Source organism: Oscillibacter sp. ER4, from assembly GCF_000765235.1.
GTDB classification, from domain to species: domain Bacteria; phylum Bacillota; class Clostridia; order Oscillospirales; family Oscillospiraceae; genus Hominicoprocola; species Hominicoprocola fusiformis.
The window spans coordinates 1-21843 of the sequence record NZ_JPJG01000066.1 but is presented as its reverse complement, the minus strand read 5'-3'; the positions used below and the strand labels follow the sequence as shown (position 1 = coordinate 21843).

24 protein-coding genes are annotated in these 21843 nt (G+C 59.0%); 18 read left to right on the top strand and 6 right to left on the bottom strand.

The genetic code is table 11. From position 1 onward, the window contains the following. Positions 1-13: 13 nt before the first annotated feature. A complete protein-coding gene (locus NI20_RS0110770) occupies positions 14-499 on the top strand; it encodes a GNAT family N-acetyltransferase (protein ID WP_033121409.1) in 486 nt (161 codons plus the stop codon). A 54-nt stretch (positions 500-553) separates the two neighbouring features. Here the strand turns inward: NI20_RS0110770 and NI20_RS0110765 are convergent, their stop codons facing one another. Then, positions 554-733, bottom strand: coding sequence for a DUF6472 family protein (locus tag NI20_RS0110765; protein ID WP_033121408.1), 180 nt, complete (start codon positions 731-733; stop codon positions 554-556). Between the two features lie 21 nt (positions 734-754). Continuing rightward, the gene (gene obgE / locus NI20_RS0110760) at positions 755-2035 is read right to left on the bottom strand and encodes a GTPase ObgE (RefSeq protein WP_033121407.1); all 1281 of its coding nucleotides are present in this window, start codon (positions 2033-2035) and stop codon (positions 755-757) included. A 175-nt stretch (positions 2036-2210) separates the two neighbouring features. Between obgE and NI20_RS0110755 the strand changes: the two genes are divergently transcribed. Then, positions 2211-3038 (top strand): hypothetical protein, encoded by an 828-nt coding sequence (locus tag NI20_RS0110755; RefSeq protein ID WP_052084603.1) that lies wholly within the window; start codon positions 2211-2213, stop codon positions 3036-3038. Between the two features lies 1 nt (position 3039). On the opposite strand, the gene NI20_RS0110750 is transcribed toward NI20_RS0110755, so the two are convergent. The 4 genes from NI20_RS0110750 to rplU form a co-directional block, all read right to left on the bottom strand. Then, positions 3040-3717, bottom strand: a complete 678-nt coding sequence (locus tag NI20_RS0110750) for a YjjG family noncanonical pyrimidine nucleotidase (RefSeq protein ID WP_033121406.1) — start codon at positions 3715-3717, stop codon at positions 3040-3042. A gap of 72 nt (positions 3718-3789) precedes the next feature. Next, a complete protein-coding gene (gene rpmA / locus NI20_RS0110745) occupies positions 3790-4071 on the bottom strand; it encodes a 50S ribosomal protein L27 (RefSeq protein ID WP_033121405.1) in 282 nt (93 codons plus the stop codon). Positions 4072-4114: 43 nt separating this feature from the next. Further along, a complete protein-coding gene (locus tag NI20_RS0110740) occupies positions 4115-4444 on the bottom strand; it encodes a ribosomal-processing cysteine protease Prp (protein WP_033121404.1) in 330 nt (109 codons plus the stop codon). A gap of 3 nt (positions 4445-4447) precedes the next feature. Continuing rightward, positions 4448-4759 carry a 50S ribosomal protein L21 gene (gene rplU, locus NI20_RS0110735; protein WP_033121403.1) on the bottom strand — a complete coding sequence of 104 codons (312 nt, stop codon included), beginning with the start codon at positions 4757-4759 and terminating at the stop codon, positions 4448-4450. Positions 4760-5586: 827 nt separating this feature from the next. Between rplU and NI20_RS0110730 the strand changes: the two genes are divergently transcribed. The 16 genes from NI20_RS0110730 to NI20_RS0110655 form a co-directional block, all read left to right on the top strand. Then, the gene (locus NI20_RS0110730) at positions 5587-6591 is read left to right on the top strand and encodes an Ig-like domain-containing protein (RefSeq protein WP_242842984.1); all 1005 of its coding nucleotides are present in this window, start codon (positions 5587-5589) and stop codon (positions 6589-6591) included. Between the two features lie 154 nt (positions 6592-6745). Then, entirely contained in the window at positions 6746-7798 is a 1053-nt protein-coding gene (locus NI20_RS0110725) for a D-alanine--D-alanine ligase (protein WP_033121402.1), read from the top strand. Continuing rightward, positions 7799-9148, top strand: a complete 1350-nt coding sequence (gene murF / locus NI20_RS0110720) for a UDP-N-acetylmuramoyl-tripeptide--D-alanyl-D-alanine ligase (protein ID WP_033121401.1) — start codon at positions 7799-7801, stop codon at positions 9146-9148. Next, on the top strand, positions 9145-11046 hold the full coding sequence (gene abc-f / locus NI20_RS0110715) for a ribosomal protection-like ABC-F family protein (RefSeq protein ID WP_033121400.1): 1902 nt from the start codon (positions 9145-9147) through the stop codon (positions 11044-11046). Before murF ends, abc-f begins: the two co-directional genes overlap by 4 nt. A gap of 10 nt (positions 11047-11056) precedes the next feature. Then, a complete protein-coding gene (locus NI20_RS14300) occupies positions 11057-11815 on the top strand; it encodes a YdcF family protein (RefSeq protein ID WP_052084602.1) in 759 nt (252 codons plus the stop codon). Positions 11816-11817: 2 nt separating this feature from the next. Continuing rightward, positions 11818-12315 carry a hypothetical protein gene (locus NI20_RS0110705; protein WP_033121399.1) on the top strand — a complete coding sequence of 166 codons (498 nt, stop codon included), beginning with the start codon at positions 11818-11820 and terminating at the stop codon, positions 12313-12315. Next, positions 12315-13385 (top strand): peptide chain release factor 1, encoded by a 1071-nt coding sequence (gene prfA / locus NI20_RS0110700; RefSeq protein WP_033121398.1) that lies wholly within the window; start codon positions 12315-12317, stop codon positions 13383-13385. The genes NI20_RS0110705 and prfA overlap by 1 nt, the downstream gene beginning before the upstream one ends. A gap of 16 nt (positions 13386-13401) precedes the next feature. Continuing rightward, positions 13402-15051 carry an L-threonylcarbamoyladenylate synthase gene (locus NI20_RS0110695; protein ID WP_033121397.1) on the top strand — a complete coding sequence of 550 codons (1650 nt, stop codon included), beginning with the start codon at positions 13402-13404 and terminating at the stop codon, positions 15049-15051. Next, positions 15048-16442, top strand: coding sequence for an aminopeptidase (locus NI20_RS0110690; RefSeq protein ID WP_033121396.1), 1395 nt, complete (start codon positions 15048-15050; stop codon positions 16440-16442). The genes NI20_RS0110695 and NI20_RS0110690 overlap by 4 nt, the downstream gene beginning before the upstream one ends. A gap of 170 nt (positions 16443-16612) precedes the next feature. After that, on the top strand, positions 16613-17473 hold the full coding sequence (locus NI20_RS0110685; RefSeq protein WP_033121395.1) for a DegV family protein: 861 nt from the start codon (positions 16613-16615) through the stop codon (positions 17471-17473). Positions 17474-17588: 115 nt separating this feature from the next. Next, entirely contained in the window at positions 17589-17969 is a 381-nt protein-coding gene (locus tag NI20_RS0110680; protein WP_033121394.1) for a hypothetical protein, read from the top strand. Beyond that, positions 17966-18283, top strand: a complete 318-nt coding sequence (locus tag NI20_RS0110675) for a hypothetical protein (protein WP_033121393.1) — start codon at positions 17966-17968, stop codon at positions 18281-18283. The genes NI20_RS0110680 and NI20_RS0110675 overlap by 4 nt, the downstream gene beginning before the upstream one ends. A gap of 122 nt (positions 18284-18405) precedes the next feature. After that, positions 18406-18948, top strand: a complete 543-nt coding sequence (locus tag NI20_RS0110670; RefSeq protein ID WP_033121392.1) for a nitroreductase family protein — start codon at positions 18406-18408, stop codon at positions 18946-18948. A gap of 120 nt (positions 18949-19068) precedes the next feature. Next, entirely contained in the window at positions 19069-19497 is a 429-nt protein-coding gene (locus NI20_RS0110665; protein ID WP_033121391.1) for a hypothetical protein, read from the top strand. 102 nt (positions 19498-19599) lie between these two features. Next, positions 19600-20310, top strand: a complete 711-nt coding sequence (locus tag NI20_RS0110660; protein ID WP_033121390.1) for a ClpP family protease — start codon at positions 19600-19602, stop codon at positions 20308-20310. A gap of 337 nt (positions 20311-20647) precedes the next feature. Beyond that, on the top strand, positions 20648-21843 hold a 1196-nt coding region (locus NI20_RS0110655), incomplete at its 3' end, for a chromosome segregation SMC family protein (RefSeq protein ID WP_033121389.1).

The following is a 21843-nucleotide window of genomic DNA, read 5'->3' as shown; positions in this document are numbered from 1 at the left end:
AGAGGGCAGAACCATGGAGATCAGAACAGCAACGATGAACGATCTGGACGCGGTCGCGGCAGTGGAAGCCGAGTGCTTTCCCGTGGCCGAGGCAGCGACAAAAGAGGAATTCGCCGAGCGAATCAAATATTACGGCGACCACTTCTGGCTGATGTTCGAGGGCGACAAGCTCATCGCGTTTCTTGACGGCTTTGTGACGGACGAGCCCGACCTGACCGACGAAATGTACGCGAAAGCATCCATGCACGACGAAAATGGTGCGTGGCAGATGCTCTTCGGTCTGAACACCTTGCCGGAGTACCGGAAAAACGGCTGCGCGGGCGAACTGCTCCACCGTGCCGTTGAGGATGCGAGAAAGCAGGGGAGAAAGGGTGCAGTCCTGACCTGCAAACAGCGGCTCGTCGACTACTACGCGAAGTTCTGCTTTGTCGACGAGGGCGTGACAGACAAGTCCGTGCACGGCGGCGTTGTCTGGCACCAGATGCGCATCACATTTTGATCGAGACTGACAGAAAAAGGGAGCACGCTTGCGCGTGCTCCCTTTTTGCGATTTTTATTGCTTTCCCGCGAGGTAGTAGTCGCTTTGGCCCGGATGGTAGAACGGACAGGCGGTCAGCTTGCCGCGCAGGAACGACGCCATCTCGTCCTCATCGAGTTGCTCGTCACAGTAGTAGCTGTCGGACTCTTCATCGTAGCTGTAATAAACGCAGTCCTCGCACAGGCTGATGGACATGAGATCATCTCCCGAAAGAAATTAGTGCTGATACTCGAATTCGAGCTCGTACATGCTGACGATGTCGCCGTCCTTGATGCCAAGGTCCTCAAGCTGCTGGAAAACGCCGTTTTCTCGCAGCATCTTATCAAAGAACATCCGGCTCTCGTAGTCACCGAAGTTGATGTTGCTCATAAGGCGTTCAAGCCACTTGCCCTCGATAATGTAGGTGTTGTCCTCGATGGTGATCTTGAGCGGCTCGCTCGCGTCGATCTTCACGGGCTTGGGAACGTACTCGGGCTCGTAGACCGTGACGGGCGGGAGTGTGGAGAGCTTTTCGGCGATCTTGAGCACGAGCTCGCGCGTGCCGGTGTGCGACGCGGCGGACAGGGCGAAGAGGGGATAGCCGAGCGGCTCGACATGCGCGCGCAGCTTTTCGAGCAGGCTCTCGTCCTCCATGATGTCGGTCTTGTTCGCGACGACGATCTGCGGGCGGGTGGCAAGGTCGGGGGAATACTGCGAGAGCTCTGCGTTGATGGCGTCAAAGTCCTCGACCGGGTCGCGGCCCTCGCTGCCCGACACGTCGACGACATGAACGAGCAGACGGCAGCGGTCGATATGGCGCAGGAAGTCGTGACCAAGGCCCGCGCCCTCGGCTGCGCCCTCGATGATGCCGGGGATGTCGGCCATGACGAACGAAACGCCCTCGTCGACGTACACGACGCCGAGGTTGGGGTAGAGCGTGGTGAAGTGGTAGTTTGCAATCTTGGGGCGCGCCTTCGACACAACGGAAAGAAGCGTCGACTTGCCGACATTCGGGAAGCCGATGAGGCCGACGTCGGCCAGCAGCTTCAGCTCGAGCACGACATCGTGCTCCTCGCCCTCAAGGCCCGATTTGGCAAAACGGGGCGCCTGACGCGTCGGCGTTGCGAAATGCGCGTTGCCCCAGCCGCCCTTGCCGCCGCGGCAGAGGATGAACGGCTCGGAGTCGGACATATCCTTGATGATCTCGTTCGATTCCGCGTCGCGCACGACGGTGCCGCGCGGCACGCGGATCGTGAGATCCTTGCCCTGCTTGCCGAACTTGCGCGCGCCCTGACCGTCCATGCCGTTGTCGGCGACGTATTTGCGCTTGTAGCGAAAGTCCATCAGCGTGGACATGTTGTCGTCGACAACGAGGACGATGTTGCCGCCGTTGCCGCCGTCTCCGCCGTCGGGGCCGCCTGCGGAGACGTACTTTTCGCGGTGGAACGCCACCGCGCCATTGCCGCCCTTGCCCGCGCGGCAGAAGATGCGCGCCTTATCAATAAAAGATGCTGCCATGTTGGCACCTCCTTGAATTCTTGTTATTCCTAAACAAATAGTTTATCCGTTTTTTGGCGATTCGTCAAGAAAAACGGAACGTTTCACAAAAAAGAAAAAATCGAAAAAAGTTGGGAACTTTTTTGTGCTCCCTTTCGTCAAAGGAAAAGACACAACGGGAAAGGAAGCGGAAACCTTGAAAAGACTGCTTGCATTGATGATGGTCGTCGCCGTAACGGCGGCACTTTTGGCCTGCACGAAGGGCGGGCGCGATAACGAAGACGAAAATGACACGCCCAATCCTGAGCCGCAGTACGTCGGCGCGGACACGATGACGCTGCGCGTCGTGGGCGACGGTGAAAACGGTACGCTCATTTTAGCGGGAGAGACGGAGGTCTACGCCCTGCCGCTCGAAGGCGTGACGCTGTACTTAGACGGCGGCAGTGTGTCCGCTTCCGAGATCGAAAGCGGCATGAGCGCCGAGGTCTGGTACACCGGCGGCGTGCAGGAGACATATCCTGCGAAGTTTTCACAGGTGGTGGCCGTGTCGCTCTCGCGTGAGGAGAGTGCGCAGTATGACCTCTGCGGCCTCTACTTGCAGGTGCTTGAGGACCTGTGGAACGAGGACGACGGGCTCAACGGCGGCGCGGAGGTCGTGAGCGTCGATCTGAGCAAGGCACCCGGCGGGCTGACCGCGGGCGAAAAGGCGGCGGTCGCCTACATCTATGCGCAGAAGCACGGCGTGCAGGGCCTGACGATGACGTTTGACGAGTTGCGCGAGGAGGGGTACCTCATGGGCGAAAAGCTGGAGGGCGGCAGCACGGCTTATTCGTTCACGAACGGTCTGCTCTTCACCATCACGCCCGATGAGAGCGCGGAGGGGGAGAGCTTTTCGCTGCCGGTGGTCTGCTTCAGCGCTGAAAAGTGGCGCTCGCCGCTCGGCGCGTATTACTTTACGAAGTGTACGGCCTCCCGCGGCGATAATGGCTGGGAATACACCGTCGGCGCGGAAGCGATCTCTTAAATTACAGCAGGTTCTTTAATTTGAGCAGCGAATCGACGATCTGGTCGGCCTCGCAGCGCTCCGGAACGGGGCGGTGCGTGTGGTTGTACCAGATCGTTTTCATGCCCGCGTTTTTGCCGCCGGTGATGTCGGCGGTCAGCGAGTCGCCAATCATCATGCACTCGTCCGCGGCAACATCGGGAAGAAAAGCGCGGCAGGCATCGAAAAACGCCTTTTCGGGCTTGCGGTAGCCGAGTGACTCTGAAACGAACACATGGTCAAAATAGGGGAGAAGTCCCGCCATTTCAAGTCGGTTGAGCTGCTGGTCGTGGAAGGCGTTGCTCGCCGCGCAGAGGATATATTTTTCCTTGAGGTAGCGGCAGATCTCGTCCGCGCCGTCGACTGGGATGGCCGTCTCGTAGAGGAGGTCCAAAAACCGCTTTTCAAACGCGGCGCCGTCGGCCTGGATGCCGAGGGCCTCGAAGATGCGGTTCCAGCGGAATTCAAAAAGCTGCTGCGTTGTGAGCTCGCCGCGCTCGATCATGAGCCAGAGGCCGTCATTGATGCGCGTGAACGTCGCGTAAGTGGAATCGTCATAGAGGAGACCCCATTCGGCAAAGCCGATGCGCATGGCCTGCTCGGCGCATTTGCCGAAGTCGAGCAGCGTGTCGTCGATATCCATCAAAACTGCCTTGAGCATGAAAAGTGACCTCCTGCGGAAAAGATAAAGAAAAGAGCCCCGAGCATTCGCTCGAGGCTCTTCATTGTGCAATTACTCAGCGGGGTAAACAGAAGCCTGCTTACGATCCTTGCCGAGACGCTCAAAACGGAGCACGCCGCTCTCCTTGGCGTAGAGAGTATCGTCAGAGCCGATACCGACGTTGACGCCCGGATGGATGTGGGTGCCGCGCTGGCGCACAAGAATGTTGCCGGCGAGAACGAACTGACCGTCAGCGCGCTTGGGGCCAAGGCGCTTGGCGTTAGAGTCGCGGCCGTTCTTCGTGGAGCCGCCGCCCTTCTTGTGGGCGAAAAACTGAAGACCGATGTTCAGCATGGTGATTTGCCATCCTTTCTGTAAGATGATCGGAACAGGGGGCTTACGCCTCCATGACTTCGATATTGTCCGGATATTCGCTGTGCAGCTCGGAAAAGAGCAGCATCAAACCCGTTAAAAGAGCCTGACAGGTGTTCTCGTTCGTGGCGGACAGACCGCCGGGGAGCCGGAATTCCACAGCGCCGGAGCGTTCATGGACCTTGACGGAAGCGGCGAGGCCTAAAACATCGTTCACGGTGCTTTCCACAAGGCGGACCGCACTTGTGACTGCCGCGCAGACGATATCGCTGCCCTCTTCGCTGTAACCGCTGTGGCCCTTAGCATCAAAACCGATGATGCGCTTCCCCTCAGTGAGGAATGTAACAGTGGTCATGCCTTAGACGGAGATCTTGCCGATCTCAACCTTGGTATAAGGCTGACGATGACCCTGACGCTTGTGATAGCCCTTCTTGGCCTTGTACTTGTAGACACGGACCTTCTTGCCCTTGCCGTTCTTAACGACAGTGGCCTCCACCTTCGCGCCCTCCACCACGGGAGTGCCGAACTTGGTGTTTTCGCCGTCAACGATCGCCAAAACCTGATCGAAGGTAACGGCGTCGCCCGCCTCAACGGGGAGCTTCTCAATGAACAGGGTGTCGCCCTCGTTCACAACATACTGCTTACCGCCGGTAACGATGATCGCTTGCATTACTTGCACCTCTTTCCTTAATTACGGACTCGCTGTCGGGGGCGTTCGAAAAGTCTCGAAACTTTCCGAAACTTTAAGCCCATTCAAAGCGGCTGTTCAAGTATAACTTCTGACTTTGAAAAAGTCAATAGGTTTTTGGAAAATTCTCTGTGCGGTTTTGCTCAGGTGCAAAGTGAGTCGCGGCACGTGTGCCGCGAGGAAGCAGCGCCAAAGGCGCTGCACGGGTCAAAGGGGATATTCTCTTTCGCAAAAGAGAATATCCCCTTTGGAACCCCAAGAGAAAGACTTTGTATTGTCAGATTGCAGCTTGAAGAACTGCACGCGCTGCGCAATCAGGTGCCTGCTTGATGATGTATCTAAACGATTTTACTTTCTTCTATCTTCGCTGTCGCTTTGCCTGCGTGTCGGAGGTCTTACGCAATTTCCGTCTACTTTGGATTTTATCAATTCTGTTGTTGCCAGCCAAGGCGGCATTGCTGTGCTCGCCGCGATATGCGCACCATCGGTAGACGGCGATTAGGCTGCACTCCTACAAGATCAGCAGAGCGGCAGCGGATAATAGGAGCAGAGGCAAGTCGTATAGCAATGCTAACGCGGCAACGCCGCGCGCATGGTAGTACAATCGGCAAGCATTGCAGTTCTTCGAGCTGCTCGCCTGCAATGGGAAACGCCTTTCTTTTGGACGGGCGTCGCATCACGTGCAGCACTTGCGGCGCTGCAATTTCCACGCAGCGCTGTCGTGCTGCAAAACATGCAATTTTGCATACTTTTCACCGCGCGGTAAACAATAACTCCGCAAGTTTTATTTGGAAGGAGAGCATTTCAATATGGAAAAGCGAAAAGAGATGTGGCGCGCGCTGCCGTTTGTGATGGCGCTGCTGCTGCTCACCCTCGTGCCGGCGCAGAGCGCATCGGCGCTGTTCGGCAAGAGCAAGGAGGAGGTCAAGGCCGCCGACGGCGCGCCAGTGGCGGAGAACATGGAGATCAAGGTCTATCGCGGCGTCGCGTATGAGGGTGAATTCCGCGCGGTGGACAACGAGGGCGACGAGGTGACGTTTGCCATCACGCAGGAGCCGAAAAAGGGCACGGTCGCGCTGACGGAGGACGGCCTCGGCTTTGTCTACACGCCGGGCGGCAAGCTGGGGACGGACAGCTTCACCTACACGGCAATCGATGCCTACGGCAACACCTCGCTGCCCGCGACGGTGAGCATCACGATTGAAAAGGCGAATAGCGGCGTCTGCTACGCCGACATGGGCGGTGATCGCGCGCACACGGCGGCGGTCGATCTTGCCGAGCACGGCGTGTTTGTGGGCGCAAAGATCGGGGACAGCTATTTCTTTGAGCCCGAGCGCACGCTCTCGCGCGGTGAATTTGTCGCGATGGCGCTCGCGGCAATGGACGTGAGCGAGGAGGATGTGCAGATGACCGGCTTCTGCGACGATGCGAGCATCCCGACCTGGGCGAAGGGCTACGCCGTGAGCGCGCTGAACGCGGGCGTTGTGTCCGGCGTCAGCACGGCGGAGGGCGTTGCCTTTCGCGCAAATGACGCCATTACGCTCAATGAGGCCGCGGTCGTGCTGAACCGGCTGCTTCGCGTGACGGACGTGGACCTCTCGGACTACGACGTGCAGGACGCGGACAACGCCTGGTGCGCACAGGCGGTGGCGAATTTGCAGTCCGTCAGCGTGATCGAGAGTGGGCGTTTTTCCACTGACGAGATGCGCTCGGGCGTGACACGTGCGCAGGCGGCAGAGATCCTCAGCGCGGCGATGACGCTCAAGGACGGACGCGCGGGAAAGGGCGGACTGCTCTCCGGCATTTTCGGCTAAGGGCAAAAAGTGAGAAAAGCGAACAAAAGAGAGCGGTTTTCACGCCGCTCTCTTTTGCTTGTATTTGGGAAAAAGCTGTGGTAAAGTATAAATTAGTATAGTATGGATAAACGGGGGCGGCGACGTCCCTTTCAAAAATAAGGAGGAAAACGGTATGCGTATCGTTGTTTTAGCAGGTGGGCTGAGTATGGAGCGCAATGTGTCGCTCTCGAGTGGCAACAAGATATGCCGCGCGCTGAGAGCGCGCGGACATCAGGCCATTCTGGTGGATATGTTCATGGGCTTTGAGGACTACGACGGTAAGCTCGAAGATGTTTTCGACGCACCGGACGGCTTCTGCGGCGACTATTCCGTCGCCGAGGCGAAGCCCGACCTCGCCGCTGTGCGCGCGAGCCGCAAGGACCAGAGCAAGAGCCTTTTCGGTCCCGGCGTGCTCGATGTGTGCGCCAAGGCGGACGTCGTATTTCTGGCGCTGCACGGCACCTGCGGCGAGGATGGCCGCGTGCAGGCCGCGTTCGACCTGCTCGGCATTCCGTACACCGGCGCAGGCTACCTCTCGAGCGCCATCGCGATGGATAAGGACCTGACGAAGCGTCTTGTGTCGGAATATGTCATCACGCCGCAGTGGCGCACCGTGCGCTACACGGAGGGCGACATCGCGCGCCTTGTGTCGGAAACGAAGCTCCCTTGCGTCGTCAAGCCGGTCGCCAACGGCTCGTCTGTCGGCGTCTCCATCGCGCATACGGGCGCGGAGCTCAAAAAAGCGCTTGAAGAGTGCTTACAGTTCGGCGCGCAGGTCGTGCTCGAACAGTACATCTCCGGCCGCGAGATCCAGGTTGGTATCATCGCGGGCAAGGCACTGCCCTCCATCGAAATTATCCCGAAGACGGGCTTTTATGACTACGCGAACAAGTATCAGGCCGGCGCGGCGGAGGAGATCTGCCCCTCGCCAATCCCCGAGGACTGGGAGATGCGCGTGCGCACCGCGACCGAGACGGTCTACCGCCTGATCGGCCTGAGCGTCTACTCCCGCGCGGACTTCATCGTCACGCCGGACGGCACGCCGTACTTCCTCGAGATCAACACGCTGCCCGGCATGACGAAGACGAGCCTTCTTCCGCAGGAGGCGGCGGCGGTCGGCATCGGCTACGAGGAACTGTGTGAAAAGATCGTCGAAGAGTCGCTGAAGCAGAAAAGAGGGCTGTAAATGGAGGCCATCACGGTAAAGGAGCTGCTCGCGGCGGTGCACGGCGAGCTCTTGCAGGGAGATGAGACAGCGCAAATCCTCGGCGTGAACACAGACAGCCGCACCGTCAAAGCGGGCGAAGTTTTCGTGCCGCTCGTCGGCGAGCGCTTCGACGGGCATGACTATATCGAAAAGGCGATTTCCGCGGGCGCGGAGGGCTGTCTGTGCGCCCGCGTGCCGGAAACGCTGCTGCCCGGAAAGTTTTACATCAAGGTGTCTGACACGCTGCTTGCGCTCAAGGACTTGGCCGCGTGGTACCGTGCGCAGTTTTCGATCCCCTTTGTGCAGGTGACGGGCAGCGTCGGCAAGACGACAACAAAGGAAATGATCGCCTCGGTACTGGGCGTGAAGTTCCATACGCTCAAGACCGCGGCCAACTATAATAACGAGATCGGCACGCCGCAGACGTTGCTGGGCCTCTCCCGCGCGCATCAGGCGGCGGTGATCGAGACGGGCATGGACCGCGCGGGGCAGATCCGGTATCTTGGCGAGATGGTGAAGCCCGATATCGCCGTCATCACGAACGTCGGCGACATGCACATTGAATACCTCGGATCGCGCGAGAACATTCTGAAGGCCAAGTGCGAGATCTTTGAAAACCTCAAAAAAGACGGCCTCGCCGTCTTAAACGGCGACGACGAGCTTTTGAACACCGTCTCTCTGCCGCAGAAAACGTTGCGCTGCGGCCTGTCCGAGCACTGCGATGTCCGCGTCAGCGAGGTCGAAGACCTTGGCATCGACGGCATTCGCTGCGTCGTGACGACGGCAAAGGAGCGTTACGCGCTCTCCATCCCCGTGCCGGGAAAGCACATGGTCTACTCCGCGGCGATGGCCGCGGCCATCGGTGAATACCTTGGCGAGACCAAAGAGGAGATCGAGCGCGGCGTTGCGGCCTACGAGCCCGCGGGCTCACGCATGCACGTCATCACGTTCTCTGAAAACCGCCGCCTGCTCGACGACTGCTACAACGCGGGTCCGCAGTCGATGGCGGCGTCGCTGCGCGTATTGGGCGCGAGCGGCGGCAAAAAGGTCGCCGTCATCGGCGATATGGCGGAGCTCGGAGAGCTCACCGAGCGTGCGCATAAGGAAATCGGAGAACTCACCCAAGAGCTCGGCATCGACACTGTCATCGCAATCGGTGCACGGGCAAAATACTTTACAGAAGGGAACCCCTCTGCGCAGTGGTTCGGGAGCGTGGACGAGGCGATGGGCGCCGTCAAGGCGGCGTTCACGGCGGAGACGGCGATGCTCGTCAAGGCCTCGCACTCCATGCACTTTGAGAAGATCGTAGAGGAACTGACCAAAGCATGATCGACATCAGTGTTACGGGACTCATCAAGTCCTTTGACCTCGAAAAGAAAATACTGGACGGTATCACCTTTCAGATCGACACGGGCGAGCGCGTGGGCCTTCTCGGCAAAAACGGCGCGGGCAAGACGACGCTCTTCCGTATCCTGACGGGCGAGCTCGACTACGACGCGGGCGAGGTGAGCATCGCCTCGGGCCGCAGGCTGGGCCTAATCTCACAAATTCCTGTGTATCCCGAGGGCTACACGGTCGAGGATGTGCTCAAGAGCGCGTTTTCGCGCATGCAGAGGATGGAGGACGAGATGAACGCCCTCTCCCAGCAGATGGCAAGCGGCGACGAGAGCGAAGAGACGCTGCGCCGCTACGGCGAGCTTTCGGCCAAGTTTGAGGGTCTCGGCGGCTACGACACCGAGACGCCCATCAACAAGGTTGCCAACGGCCTCTCCATCCCGCCGGAGATGCGCGAGCGGTTGTTCGACACACTCTCGGGCGGTGAAAAGACGCGCGTGAACCTCGGCCGCCTCATTTTGGAGGATACGGATATCCTGCTTCTCGACGAGCCGACGAACCATCTGGACCTGCACGCCATCGAATGGCTGGAGCAGTATTTGTCAACGTTTAAGGGCACGGTCGTTGCCATCTCGCATGACCGCTACTTTTTGGACCGTACCATCACGCGCGTCATCGAGGTGCTCGACGGCAAGGCGGAGTTTTACAGCGGCAACTACAGCTTCTACGCGGTGGAAAAAGAGCGCCGCTATTTGGAAAAGATGCGTCAATACGAAAAGGAGCAGGCCAAGATCGCTCAGCTCGAAAAGAGCGCCGAGCAGCTGCGCATGTTCGCCTTCAAGGGCATGGACAAGACGTACCGCCGCGCGCTGTCGATGGAAAAGCGCATCGAGCGCATGCGCACGACGGACAAGCCGACGAAGGAGCGGGCGCTGAGTGCGCAGTTCAAGTCGCAGGAATTCTACGGCGACGAGGTGTTTGCGCTCAAAAAGCTTAAAAAGAGCTTTGGCGACCGCGTGCTGTTCCACGACGTGGATTTACAGGTGCGCGGCGGCGAGCGCATCGCGCTCATCGGCGACAACGGCACGGGCAAGTCGACGCTCATCAAGATGCTGATGGAAGAGGAATATCCCGACGAGGGCAAGATCAAGTTCGGCCCGTCGGTGCGCATCGCGTACCTGCCGCAGATCGTCGAATTCGACGTGCCGGAACGAAACTTGGTCGACACGATGCTCTACTCTAAGCGCAACATCACGCCGCAGAGCGCGCGCAACCGCCTGGCCGCGTTCCACTTCACGGGCGAGGACGTTTTTAAGAGTGTCAGCGTGCTCTCGGGCGGTGAGCTTTCGCGCCTCAAGCTCTGCATCCTGATGGATGAGGAAGTGAACCTGCTTATTCTCGACGAGCCGACGAATCACCTCGATATCGCGTCGCGCGAGTGGATCGAAGAGGCGGTGGAGAGCTACGACGGGACGCTCCTGTTCGTGAGCCACGACCGCTATTTCATCAACCGCTTTGCAACGCGCGTGTGGGAGCTGGAGGGCGGCGTCATCACCGACTATCCGATGGGCTTTGCGCGTTACCGGCAGGTCAAGGCGCTGGAGGCACAGAACAAGATCGACCACACGCCAAAGGCTGTAAAGGAAAAGACGGTTACAGAAAAACCGAAGCCGAACCGCTCTGCCCAGCAGGCGCGGCGGCAGCTCACCATCTGTGAAAAGGAAATTTCCGCGCAGGAGACCGCCATTGCCGAGATCGAGCAGCGCCTTGAAGAAGCGGGCGGCGACTACGAGCGTTACAGTGAAATCTACAAGGAGAAGGAAGCCGCCGAGCAGAAGCTCGGCGAGCTGATGGAAAAGTGGGAAACGCTCGCCGAACAGGCGGGCGAATGAGGAACACACCATGAAGAGACAGAAAAGACTGTGGACGGCGGCAGCAGCCTGTGCCGTGCTCGGCGCGGCGTGCCGGGCTGTCCCCGGCGTGCGCTTTGCAGGACTCCTGTTCTGGTGCCTGACGGCGCTTTTGATCGTCTTTGCGATGCTCGAGCAGTACAAAGAGCATGCATGGGCGAAGTGGGGAAAACGCGTTCTGCTCGCGCTCGTGTGCCTAGGCCTTGTCGCATTCGGGTATCTTGAATCGCTCGTTATTCGCGGCGCGCACACGGACGGGCGCGCGGAAGACGCGCAGTGCGTGGTTATTTTGGGCGCGGGCGTGAACGGCACGACGCCGTCGCTGATGCTCTCGTCGCGGCTGCAGGCGGCGCTTGACTTCATCGCGGACAAGCCGGACATCCCCATCATCTGCTCAGGCGGTCAGGGGCCGGGGGAGGATATCTCCGAGGCCGACTGCATGGCCGACTGGCTCATCGCCCACGGCGTGGACGAGAGCCGCATCTACCGCGAGGATCGATCGACCAGTACGCAGGAGAACTTTGCTTACAGCGAAGAGATCATGGCGGAGCTGGGGCTTGATGCGGGCGACACGTTCGCCTTTGTCACGAACGACTACCATATTTTTAGGGCGGGGCGCATCGCCGGAACAGATGCGGCCTGCGGCGTGGCGGCGACGCTGCCGCGCAGCGCCTATTACGATGCCTTACAGCTCAACTACTATGTGCGGGAGGCCTTTGCCACCGGTTGGCTCCTGCTGAGAGGAAACTGAGTATGAACGATAACATTTTATGCCTTTACTATTCCCGCACGGGAAACACGAAAAAAGCCATGGAGGAGGTCGCCGAGGCGCTGGACTGCGAATGTTTCGAAATTCGCGACAAGGTCGATCGCAGCGGCACGATGGGCTACCTTCGCTGCTGCTTTGACGCGATGCACAAGCGCACGAGTGCGGTTTCGCGCCCGAAATGCCAGAAGCCGCTGTCGGACTACAAGCTCGTCATCCTCGGCACGCCCGTGTGGGCGGGCCGCTGTTCGAGCGTGATTCGCGGCTTTTTGAAGCGCCGCGGCTATGAGATCCAGAACGCGGCGTATCTCATCACGCACAAGAGCGAGCAGGACTATAAGGACGTCTTCCGCCAGATGGACCTCTATTTGCAGACGCCGCACGTGGCGGAGGTCTCGCTCTGCCCCGATTCCGCGGGCTACCACTTCTGGCGAGACCAGTTCGTCAAGGCCTGCTCTGACTTCATTGCGGAGGACAAGGCCTGATGTGGGAAAAGCTCAAACAGCTCGCGCGCCGCTATGACGAGATCGGCGAGCTGCTCGAAGTGCCGGAAATTTACGCTGACCCAAAGAAGCTGCGCGCGCTCACGCGCGAGCAGAAGGAGCTTTCCGCCGTGGTGGAGACCTACCGCGCGTACCAGAAGTGCGAGGACGACATCGTGCAGGCGCTGGAGCTTGTATCCGACCCCGAGCTCAAGGACATGGCGCAGGAGGAATTGAACACTGCCAAGGCGGAAAAAGAGCGCCTTTTTGACGAGCTGCGCGTGCTGCTCCTGCCGCGCGACCCGAACGACGACAAAAACGTCATCGTCGAGATCCGCGGCGGCGTGGGCGGGGAGGAGAGCGCGCTTTTTGCCGCCGACCTCTACCGCATGTATGCGATGTACGCGGAAAAGCGGGGGTACCGCGTGGAGCTGCTCAACTACAACGATACGGAGTTGGGCGGTGTTAAGGAAGCTGACTTTATCGTCAGCGGCGATGGGGCGTATTCGAGATTCAAGTTTGAATCCGGCGTCCACCGCGTCCAGCGCGTGCCGGAGACGGAGTCCGGCGGGCGCGTGCACACCTCGACCGCGACGGTCGCGGTGCTGCCGGAGATGGAGGAGGTCGACGTCGACCTCCGGCCTGAAGACATTGAGATGCAGGTCTACCGCGCTTCCGGTGCGGGTGGCCAGCACGTCAACAAGACGAGCTCCGCCGTGCGCCTCATCCATAAGCCGACGGGCACCGTCGTTTCGTGTCAGGAGGAGCGCTCCCAGCTCCAGAACCGCGCCAAGTGTATGGCGATGCTCGCGAGCAAGCTCTACGAGGCTGAGCGCGAGCGCGTGGAGGGTGCGATCACGAGCGAGCGCCGCGCGCAGGTCGGCAGCGGCATGCGCAACGAGCGCATCCGCACCTATAACTTCCCGCAAAACCGCGTGACTGACCACCGCCTGACGGGCGAGAACAAGAATTTCAACATCGACACCGTGATGAACGGCGATTTAGACCCCATCATAGACGCGCTCACGATGCAGGAGCAGGCCGAAAAGCTGCGCGAGAGCACCGAGGCTTAAGAAAGAAGAGAGAACATTGGAGACAAAATGGTTTACCCTCCGCACGGTGGAGGATAAAGAGAGCATCGCGCAGGCGGCGGACATTCTGCGCCGCGGCGGGCTTCTGGCCATCCCGACGGAGACGGTCTACGGCCTTGGCGCAAACGGCCTTGACGAGACCGCCGTGCTGCACATTTTCGAGGCCAAGGGCCGCCCGCAGGACAACCCCCTTATCCTGCATATTCCCGACGCAAGCTGGCTCACGCGCTACTGCGAGGATGTACCGGACGCGGCCTACAAGCTGGCCGAGCGCTTCTGGCCCGGCCCGCTGACGATGATCCTGAAAAAAAAGCCCTGCGTGCCGCTGCGCACGACGGGCGGGCTCGAGACCGTCGGCATGAGATGTCCCGACCATGCGGTCACGCGCGCCATCATCGAAGCATCCGGCGTGCCGGTCGCCGCGCCGAGCGCCAACACCTCGGGCCGCCCCAGCTGCACAACGGCGGAGCATGTGCGCGAGGATATGTGGGGGAAAATCGACGGCATCGTCGACGGCGGCCCCTGTCAGGTGGGCGTGGAGTCGACGATCATCGACCTGACGGTCACGCCGCCGCAGCTGTTGCGCCCGGGCGGACTGCCGCTCGAGAGCCTGCGCGATGCGCTGGGCGAGGTGACGGTCGACAAGGCCGTGACGCAGAAGATGAATGACGGCGAAAAGCCGCGCGCCCCGGGCATGAAGTACCGCCACTATGCGCCTAAGGCCCCCGTCACGGTCGTGACCGGCGGGGCGAAGGCGAGCGCACGTTATCTGCTCACACACGCGGGCGAGAAGTCCGGCATCATCTGCTTTGACGAGTTCACGCGGCTCTTCGACGGGCACATCGTCCACCCCCTCGGTGCGAGCGACGATAAGCGCGCGCAGGCGCAGCACGTCTTCGACGCGCTGCGGACGTTCGACGAGACGAATGTGGGCGAGATCTGGGCACAGTGTCCGGACAGTAAAGGCCTTGGCCTTGCCATCGGCAACCGCCTCAAAAAGGCCGCGGGCTTCCATGTGGAGGACGCGGACGACGGCAAGATCGTCATCGGCATCACCGGCGGCACGGGCGCGGGGAAGACGAGCCTTCTGCGCGCGCTTGAAAGAAAGGGCGCATGCGTGCTCGACTGCGACGCGGTCTATCACGAGATGTTAAAAGATGACGAGCCGCTGCTGCGCGCGCTGCGCGAGGCGTTCGGCGATGTCATTTTTCGGCAGGACGGCAGCGTGGACGTCCATGCCATCGGCCTGATCGTCTTCAAGGACAGAAAAAAGCTCGCCGAGCTCGACGCCATCGTGCATGAGCGCATCCCGCGCGCGCTGGCGCAGAAAATGGCGGCGACGAACGCGGAGATCATCGGCCTCGATGCTATCAAGCTCATCGAGAGCGGCCTTGGCGCGATCTGCGACGCGACCGTCGCCGTAACGGCGCCTGAAGAGGTGCGGGTCAAGCGCATCATGGCGCGCGACAGCATCACCGAGGAGTATGCAAGGTCGCGCATTGCGGCACAGAAGGACGCGGACTATTTCCGCGCGCAGTGCGATTATGAATTTGTGAACGATCTGCCGACCGCTGAAAAGGCGGAACACGCGGCAGAGGTCTATATCAACACGATCATCAACAATTTGAAGGAGGAAACTGAGAGATGAGTGAAAAGAACAAGCTCGCTGAAAAACTGCTCTACGCCCCCAAGAATGGCTATGACCGCCTGAGCGCAGAGGATGAAAAAGCGATGGAGGCCTATTGCGAGGACTACAAGAAGTTCCTCAACAACGGCAAGACCGAGCGCCTTTGCGTGGAGTACTGCATCGAGCTGGCGGAAAAGAAGGGCTTCAAGGCCTACGAAGCGGGTATGAAGCTGAGCGCCGGCGACAAGGTCTACTTCAATAACCGCGGCAAGGGCATCATGCTCGCTGTCATCGGCAGCGAGGACTTGAGCCACGGCGCGAACATCGGCGCGGCGCATACCGACTCCCCGCGCCTCGACTTAAAGCCCCGCCCGCTTTACGAGGAGGCCGAGATGGCCTACTTCAAGACCCACCACTACGGCGGCATCCGCAAGTACCAGTGGGTGACGATCCCCCTTGAGCTGCACGGCGTGGTCGTGCTGCGCGACGGCTCGAAGGTCGACGTTCACGTCGGCGGCAAGGAGGACGATCCCCAGTTCATCATCAACGACCTTTTACCGCACCTTGGCCGCGAGCAGGGCAAAAAGCCGCTCAACGAGGCCATCCCGAGCGAGAGCTTGAACGTGCTGCTCGGCGGAAAGCCGTTTGAAGATAAGGACTGCTCTGACCGTTTCAAGCTCGGCGTTCTCCAGTATTTGAACGCGCAGTACGGCATTACGGAGGAGGACTTCATCTCCGCCGAGCTCGAAGTCGTCCCCGCCGGCAAGGCGCGCGACATCGGCTTTGACCGCAGCTTCATCGCGTCCTACGGTCACGACGACCGTGTCTGCGCGTATGCAGAGCTTGCAGGTATTTTTGACGCTGTGTCCCCGAAGAAGACCGCGGTCTGCATCTTCGCGGACAAGGAGGAGATCGGCTCCGAGGGCGTGTCCGGTATGCTGTCTCAGGCGTTTGAGTGGTTCATGGGCGACATGTGCCGCACGCAGGGCGTCGCGCTTTCTGACTGCTTTGCCAACTCCTTCTGCCTGAGCGCAGATGTGACGGCGGCCTACGACCCGAACTTTGCCGACGTGTACGACAAGCGCAACTCCGCCTTCGTCAATTACGGCGTGGCGCTGTGCAAGTATACCGGCTCCGGCGGCAAGGGCGGCGCGAGCGACGCAAGCGCTGAGGTCGTTGGCAAGGTACGCAAGCTGATGAATGACAACGGTGTCTTCTGGCAGATGGCCGAGATGGGCAAGACCGACGCCGGCGGCGGCGGTACGGTCGCCAAGTTCATGGCCCAGCGCAACATCGACACGCTCGACGCGGGTGTGCCCGTGCTCTCGATGCACGCACCGTATGAAACGGTCGCCAAGCTCGACTGCTACATGACCTACAAGTGCATGAAGGCCATCTTCGAACAGGCATAAGAAAACATTCTGCGATTTCGAAAACGCTCTCCCACAAATGGGAGGGAGTTTTCTGTCCAGAATCATGCAATGGTGAACAAAGTGTAAAGTTTCCTGCGCTTTTGCTTGCATAAGCGAGCGCGGCGTGATAAGCTGTCAAAATGCCAAAGGATCAGGAAGGGAAGAGAGTCATGCTCCAGTTATTCACCGATACGTCCGCGAACCTGCCGGTCGCGCTGACGAAACAACACCACATCACCGTCGTGCCGTTTTCCTACACGGTGGATGGAAAGGAGACGGACTATCCCGATGACGCGGATTTCGACGGCGCGGCGTTCTACGGCGCGATGCGCCGCGGCGCGGTCGTCAAAACGTCGATGGTCAATCCCGCCCTGATGGCGAACTACTTTGAACGTGCGCTCTCGCAGGGCGACGATGTGCTCTATGTCGGCATGTCCGGCGGCATCAGCGGCACGGCGCAGGCCGCGGTCATCGCCGCGGGCGAGCTGACGGAAAAATACCCCGCGCGGAAGATCGTCACGATCGACACCTACGCTGCCTCCCTTGGCGAGGGGTTACAGGTGCTCGAAGCCACGCGCATGATCGAAGAGGGGAAGAGCTTAGACGAGATCAAGGCGCATTTGCTCGCGAGAAGACCGCATATGTGCCAGTTTTTCACGGTCGATGACCTTGCGTACTTAAAGCGCGGCGGCCGCATTTCGAGCGCGACGGCACTGATCGGCACGGTGCTGAGCATCAAGCCGATTTTGTGCGGTGACGAGACGGGGCACATCATCTCCTGCGGCAAGGTGCGCGGCATGAAGCGCGCGTATCAGGAGCTTGCGAATTATTACGACGGCCGCGCGCTCGACAAGAGTGAGATGCTCGGCATCGCCCACGCAGACAATGAAGAGGGCGCGCAGGCGCTCATCGCGTTGCTGCGCGAGAGGGGCTTCACCGGCGAATGCCTGAACGTGGTCTACGAGCCCGTCACCGGCGCCCACGTCGGTCCGGGAACGGTCGCGCTGTTCTTCTACGGGAAAGAAAAGTGAATGCAGGGACCGCCCGAAGGGAAACTTTCGGGCGGTTTTTTCTATGGTAGACTTTGCGCAAAAGGTCTGATATGATGACAAAAGAGAGATTTTGAGAGAAAAATGGGAGGGCTTTATGAAAAAATCGTGGCTCATCAGAGCGCTGCTGCTCACCGCGTATTGCGTACCGTTTGCGTTTTTCTCTGTGAAGGGTGATATTACTTCGGGGACGATGCTGTATTACGGCGTGATGATCGTCAGCTTTGTGATTTTGTACCGGTGCGCGCTGAAAACAGACAACGTTCCGATCATTTTTATCGGAAATATACTGAGCTTTATTTCTTCTTATTTGACGGCAAAGCTGTCGAGGTTAGACCCGATGGAATGGTACTGCAAGCTGTTTACATCCCACTCTCTGATCGTCGCGATATCGGTCGCGTCCCTCATCATCCATGCAATCATCGTATGGAGAAGAGGCAGAAAGCAGAGGAACGCACAGGGGTGTGACAGAACATGAAGAGACACAAAAAAGCGATGATCGCACTGCTGATCGTAGCCCTGTTCGGTATGATATTGGCCTGCATTTCTTCCCATCCTTTTGTTTCACGCAGGTGCGAGGTGCCGGAGGAGTATGTCGCTGAGATCCGCGCGCAGTCGGTGGGAGTTTACTCAAAGAAAGTGCCCTTGCTGCCGATTTACATTTCCATCGAGCAGTTTTCAGCGGGACGGGCTTATTATACGGTTCACTATTTCCCGTTTGGAACGCTTGGCATGTCCTATAGTTTGACCGACGGATTTTGCCAGGAAAATCCGCTGACGGGCCTGCAATAAGATGAATCGGCAGAACCGGCTGTTTTTCCACTGGATTTTTGCACACGCTTCTGTTATGATAAACGCCAAAGAAACGCCATGGATCGGCATTTTATCAGACCGTCAGCAAAGGAGAAACGAATATGGAAACGATACAGGCCATCAGAAGCAGAAGAAGCATCCGTAAGTACCAGCAAAAACCCGTCCCGCACGAGGTCATCGAGCAGATCGTCGCCGACGCGGCCTACGCCCCCTCGTGGAAGAATACGCAGATCGCGCGCTATGTGCTCGTCGAGGACCGCACGACGATCGACAAAATGGCGGAGGAGATGGTGCTTGATTTCAAGCTGAACGAGAAGACGCTCAAAAACTGCCCCGCCGTTATGGTGCTTACCTATGTGACTGGCCGCTCGGGCTACGAGCGCGACGGCTCGTTCTCGACGCCGAAGGAGGCGGGCTTTGAGATGTTCGACGCGGGCATCGCCGCGCAGACATTTTGTCTTGCCGCGTGGGAGCGCGGCGTCGGCACGGTCATCACGGGCTACTTCGACGAAGAGAAGATCACGAGACTTTTGAACCTGCCGGAGAATCAGAAGGTCAGCTGTGTTATCGGTCTTGGCTATCCCGATGAGGAGCCCGCCGCGCCGAAGCGCAAGAGCGTGGAAGATTTGCTGACGTACAAATAAAAAGCTGTAAGCGCCCGAGGAAAACGCCCTCGGGCGCTTTTTTGCTGGATTCAGACAATGCTTTCTGGTAAAATAAGCAGTATAAAAATATAGAAAAATGAGAGATATGGAGGCCATAAGATGAAAAAATACAGCTTATCGGTTATTTGCGTAGTGCTTTTTGCCCTGCTGGCTGGATGCGGCAGCAAGGAAACGTCAAACATAACGGTCGATTATGGCGATTCGGCTGTCTACACAGAACAGGATATGGATGATGCGATAAAGGTGATCGAAGAGATGATCGGTTCGTGGGAAGGCTGCGAATTACATAGCATTTCATATTCGTCAGATGACGTCTGCACGGATGAAAAGAACCTTTCGTGGATGAATGATTTGGAAAAGGCAAATGACAACGATCTGGTTTTTACACAATGCATCATGTTCGACAGCAGCTTTCGCTCTCCGAAAGAGGGCGGCGGAGCTTGGGAGCCGGACACGGAATACACATGGTCCTGGTGGTTGGCTCGCAGCGATGGCGGGGAATGGAAACTGATGACTTGGGGATATTAAAGTGCTTCCCGGTTTGAGGCTCGTATTTCCGACGGCACAAAGGGTATGCTTTGCCCGCTTTCTGCAAATCCTACCGGAAATGACTTTCGGGAGGACTTTGCCATGAGAAGCGAAACGAAACCCTCGCAGGACGAGGAGAAAAACGGGCAGGAGCCGCTGCTGCCGCCCATTCAGCCGGTCATCGACTTCGGCTCGGTCGTCATCAAAAATAGCCGCGCGGCCATCCACTGCCTGACGATCGCCGGACAGATCGAGGGCCACATGCTGCTGCCGAACACGCAGAAGGCGACAAAATACGAACACGTGCTGCCGCTGCTGGCGTATTTAGAGGAGAGCAAGGAAATCGACGGCGTTTTGTTCCTGCTCAACACCGCCGGCGGCGATGTGGAGGCGGGGCTTGCCATCGCCGAACTGATCTCGGGGATGAAAAAGCCGACGGTCTCGCTCGTGCTCGGCGGGGGACACTCCATCGGCGTGCCGCTTGCTGTCGCGCCGATGGTGACGATGATCGCGCCGTCGGCGTCGATGACCATCCATCCCGTGCGCACGAGCGGCACGATCATCGCCGCGCCCCAGACGTACCAGTATTTTGAGCGCTTGCAGGAGCGCATTGTGCGCTTTGTGACGAAAAACTCACGCATCGGGCGCGACGAGTTTCTGCGCCTGATGATGGATACGCAGGACTTAGCCTCCGATGTTGGCAGCGTGCTCTACGGGGAAGAAGCAGTGGCCTGCGGCCTCATCCAGCGCCTCGGCAGCCTCTCCGACGCGCTCGACGCGCTGTATGCGCTGATCGACGAAAAGAAGAAGTAAAAAAGCCTCGCAGAGTTTGCCGACGGAAGTCGGCAAATAGAGTTAAATCATTTTCTGTCGGGGCGTGTACCTGACAGAAAATACAACTCAGGCTGCAAGTGTGCGAATTGTTCGCCGTAGGCGAACAATTCGTGCGCGCAGCAGACTGAAAAAGTTTGTCGGAAAAACCCGTTAGGGGTTTTTCGACAGTTTTAGACGCCTTCGGGCGTCTTTTTGCGCTTTGTTTATCGAATCCACTTGAAAAGGCGGCGGAAAAATGGTATATAGTATTAGTCAAAATGTGTCATTATACCCTTATCGTGGGGGATGACGCCTTTTTCCAAGGAGGATATCGCTCGTGTACTTAAAGGCATTGGAGATCCAAGGGTTCAAGAGCTTCCCGGACAAGACGGTGCTCAACTTCGGTGAGGACATCACCGCCATCGTCGGGCCGAACGGAAGCGGTAAATCGAATATTTCGGACGCCATCCGCTGGGTCATGGGCGAGCAGTCGAGCAAGTCGCTGCGCGGCGCGAAGATGGAGGACGTCATCTTCGGCGGCACGGAAACGCGCAATCAGATGGGCTTTGCGCAGGTGACGCTCGTGCTCGACAACACCGAGCACATCTTCCCCAGCATGGAGGAGACCGAGGTCGCCGTCACGCGCCGGTACTACCGCAGCGGCGAATCGGAATACTATATCAACAAGCAGTCCGTGCGCCTGCGCGATGTGAACGAGCTGTTCATGGACACCGGCATGGGCCGCGAGGGCTATTCCATCATCGGTCAGGGCCGCATCGACGAAATACTCTCGCAGAAGAGCGGCGACCGCCGCGAGATCTTTGAAGAGGCGGCGGGCATTTCGCGCTTCCGCTACCGCAAGGAGGAGACGGAACGTAAATTGGAGCGCACGGAAGAAAACTTAGTGCGCATCAACGACAAGATCGCCGAGCTGGAATTGCAGGTCGAACCCCTGCGTGCGCAGGCAGAGACGGCGAAGCAGTATCTTATCTACCGCGACGAACTGCGCCTTTTGGAAATTTCCGTGTGGCTTGAAAATCTGGAAACGCTCAAGACGAACGCCATCAAGCTCGACACCGACCTGTCGCTCGCGCGCGAGGAGCTCAAAAAGGCGAACGCGGACTTAGAGGCGCTGTACGCTGCGTCCGAGCAGTTCTCCGCGCGCATCCACGAGAACGACATCGCGCAGGAGGAAAAGCGCGCGCAGCTCTCGGAGCTCGACGCGCAGGTTAAAGAGCAGGAATCTGCCGTCGCGGTGCTGCAAACGGGCATCGCGCACAACGAAGAGAACATCGCGCGCGTGGAGGAGGAACTCAGAAGCCAGTCTGACCGCGTGGGATCGATGGATGCGCAGATTGCGCAGCAGCGCGCGCGTATCGAAGAGCTGGAACAGAGCAAAAACGAAGTCGAAACGGCGCTCTCCGAGCTTTTGAAGCAGGCGGAGGAGCTGTCGAAAAACGCGGGCGAGGCCGCAAGCGAGGCCGAGACCCTGCGCGGGCGCGAAGCGCTTGCCCTGTCCGCCGCGGCGGACAG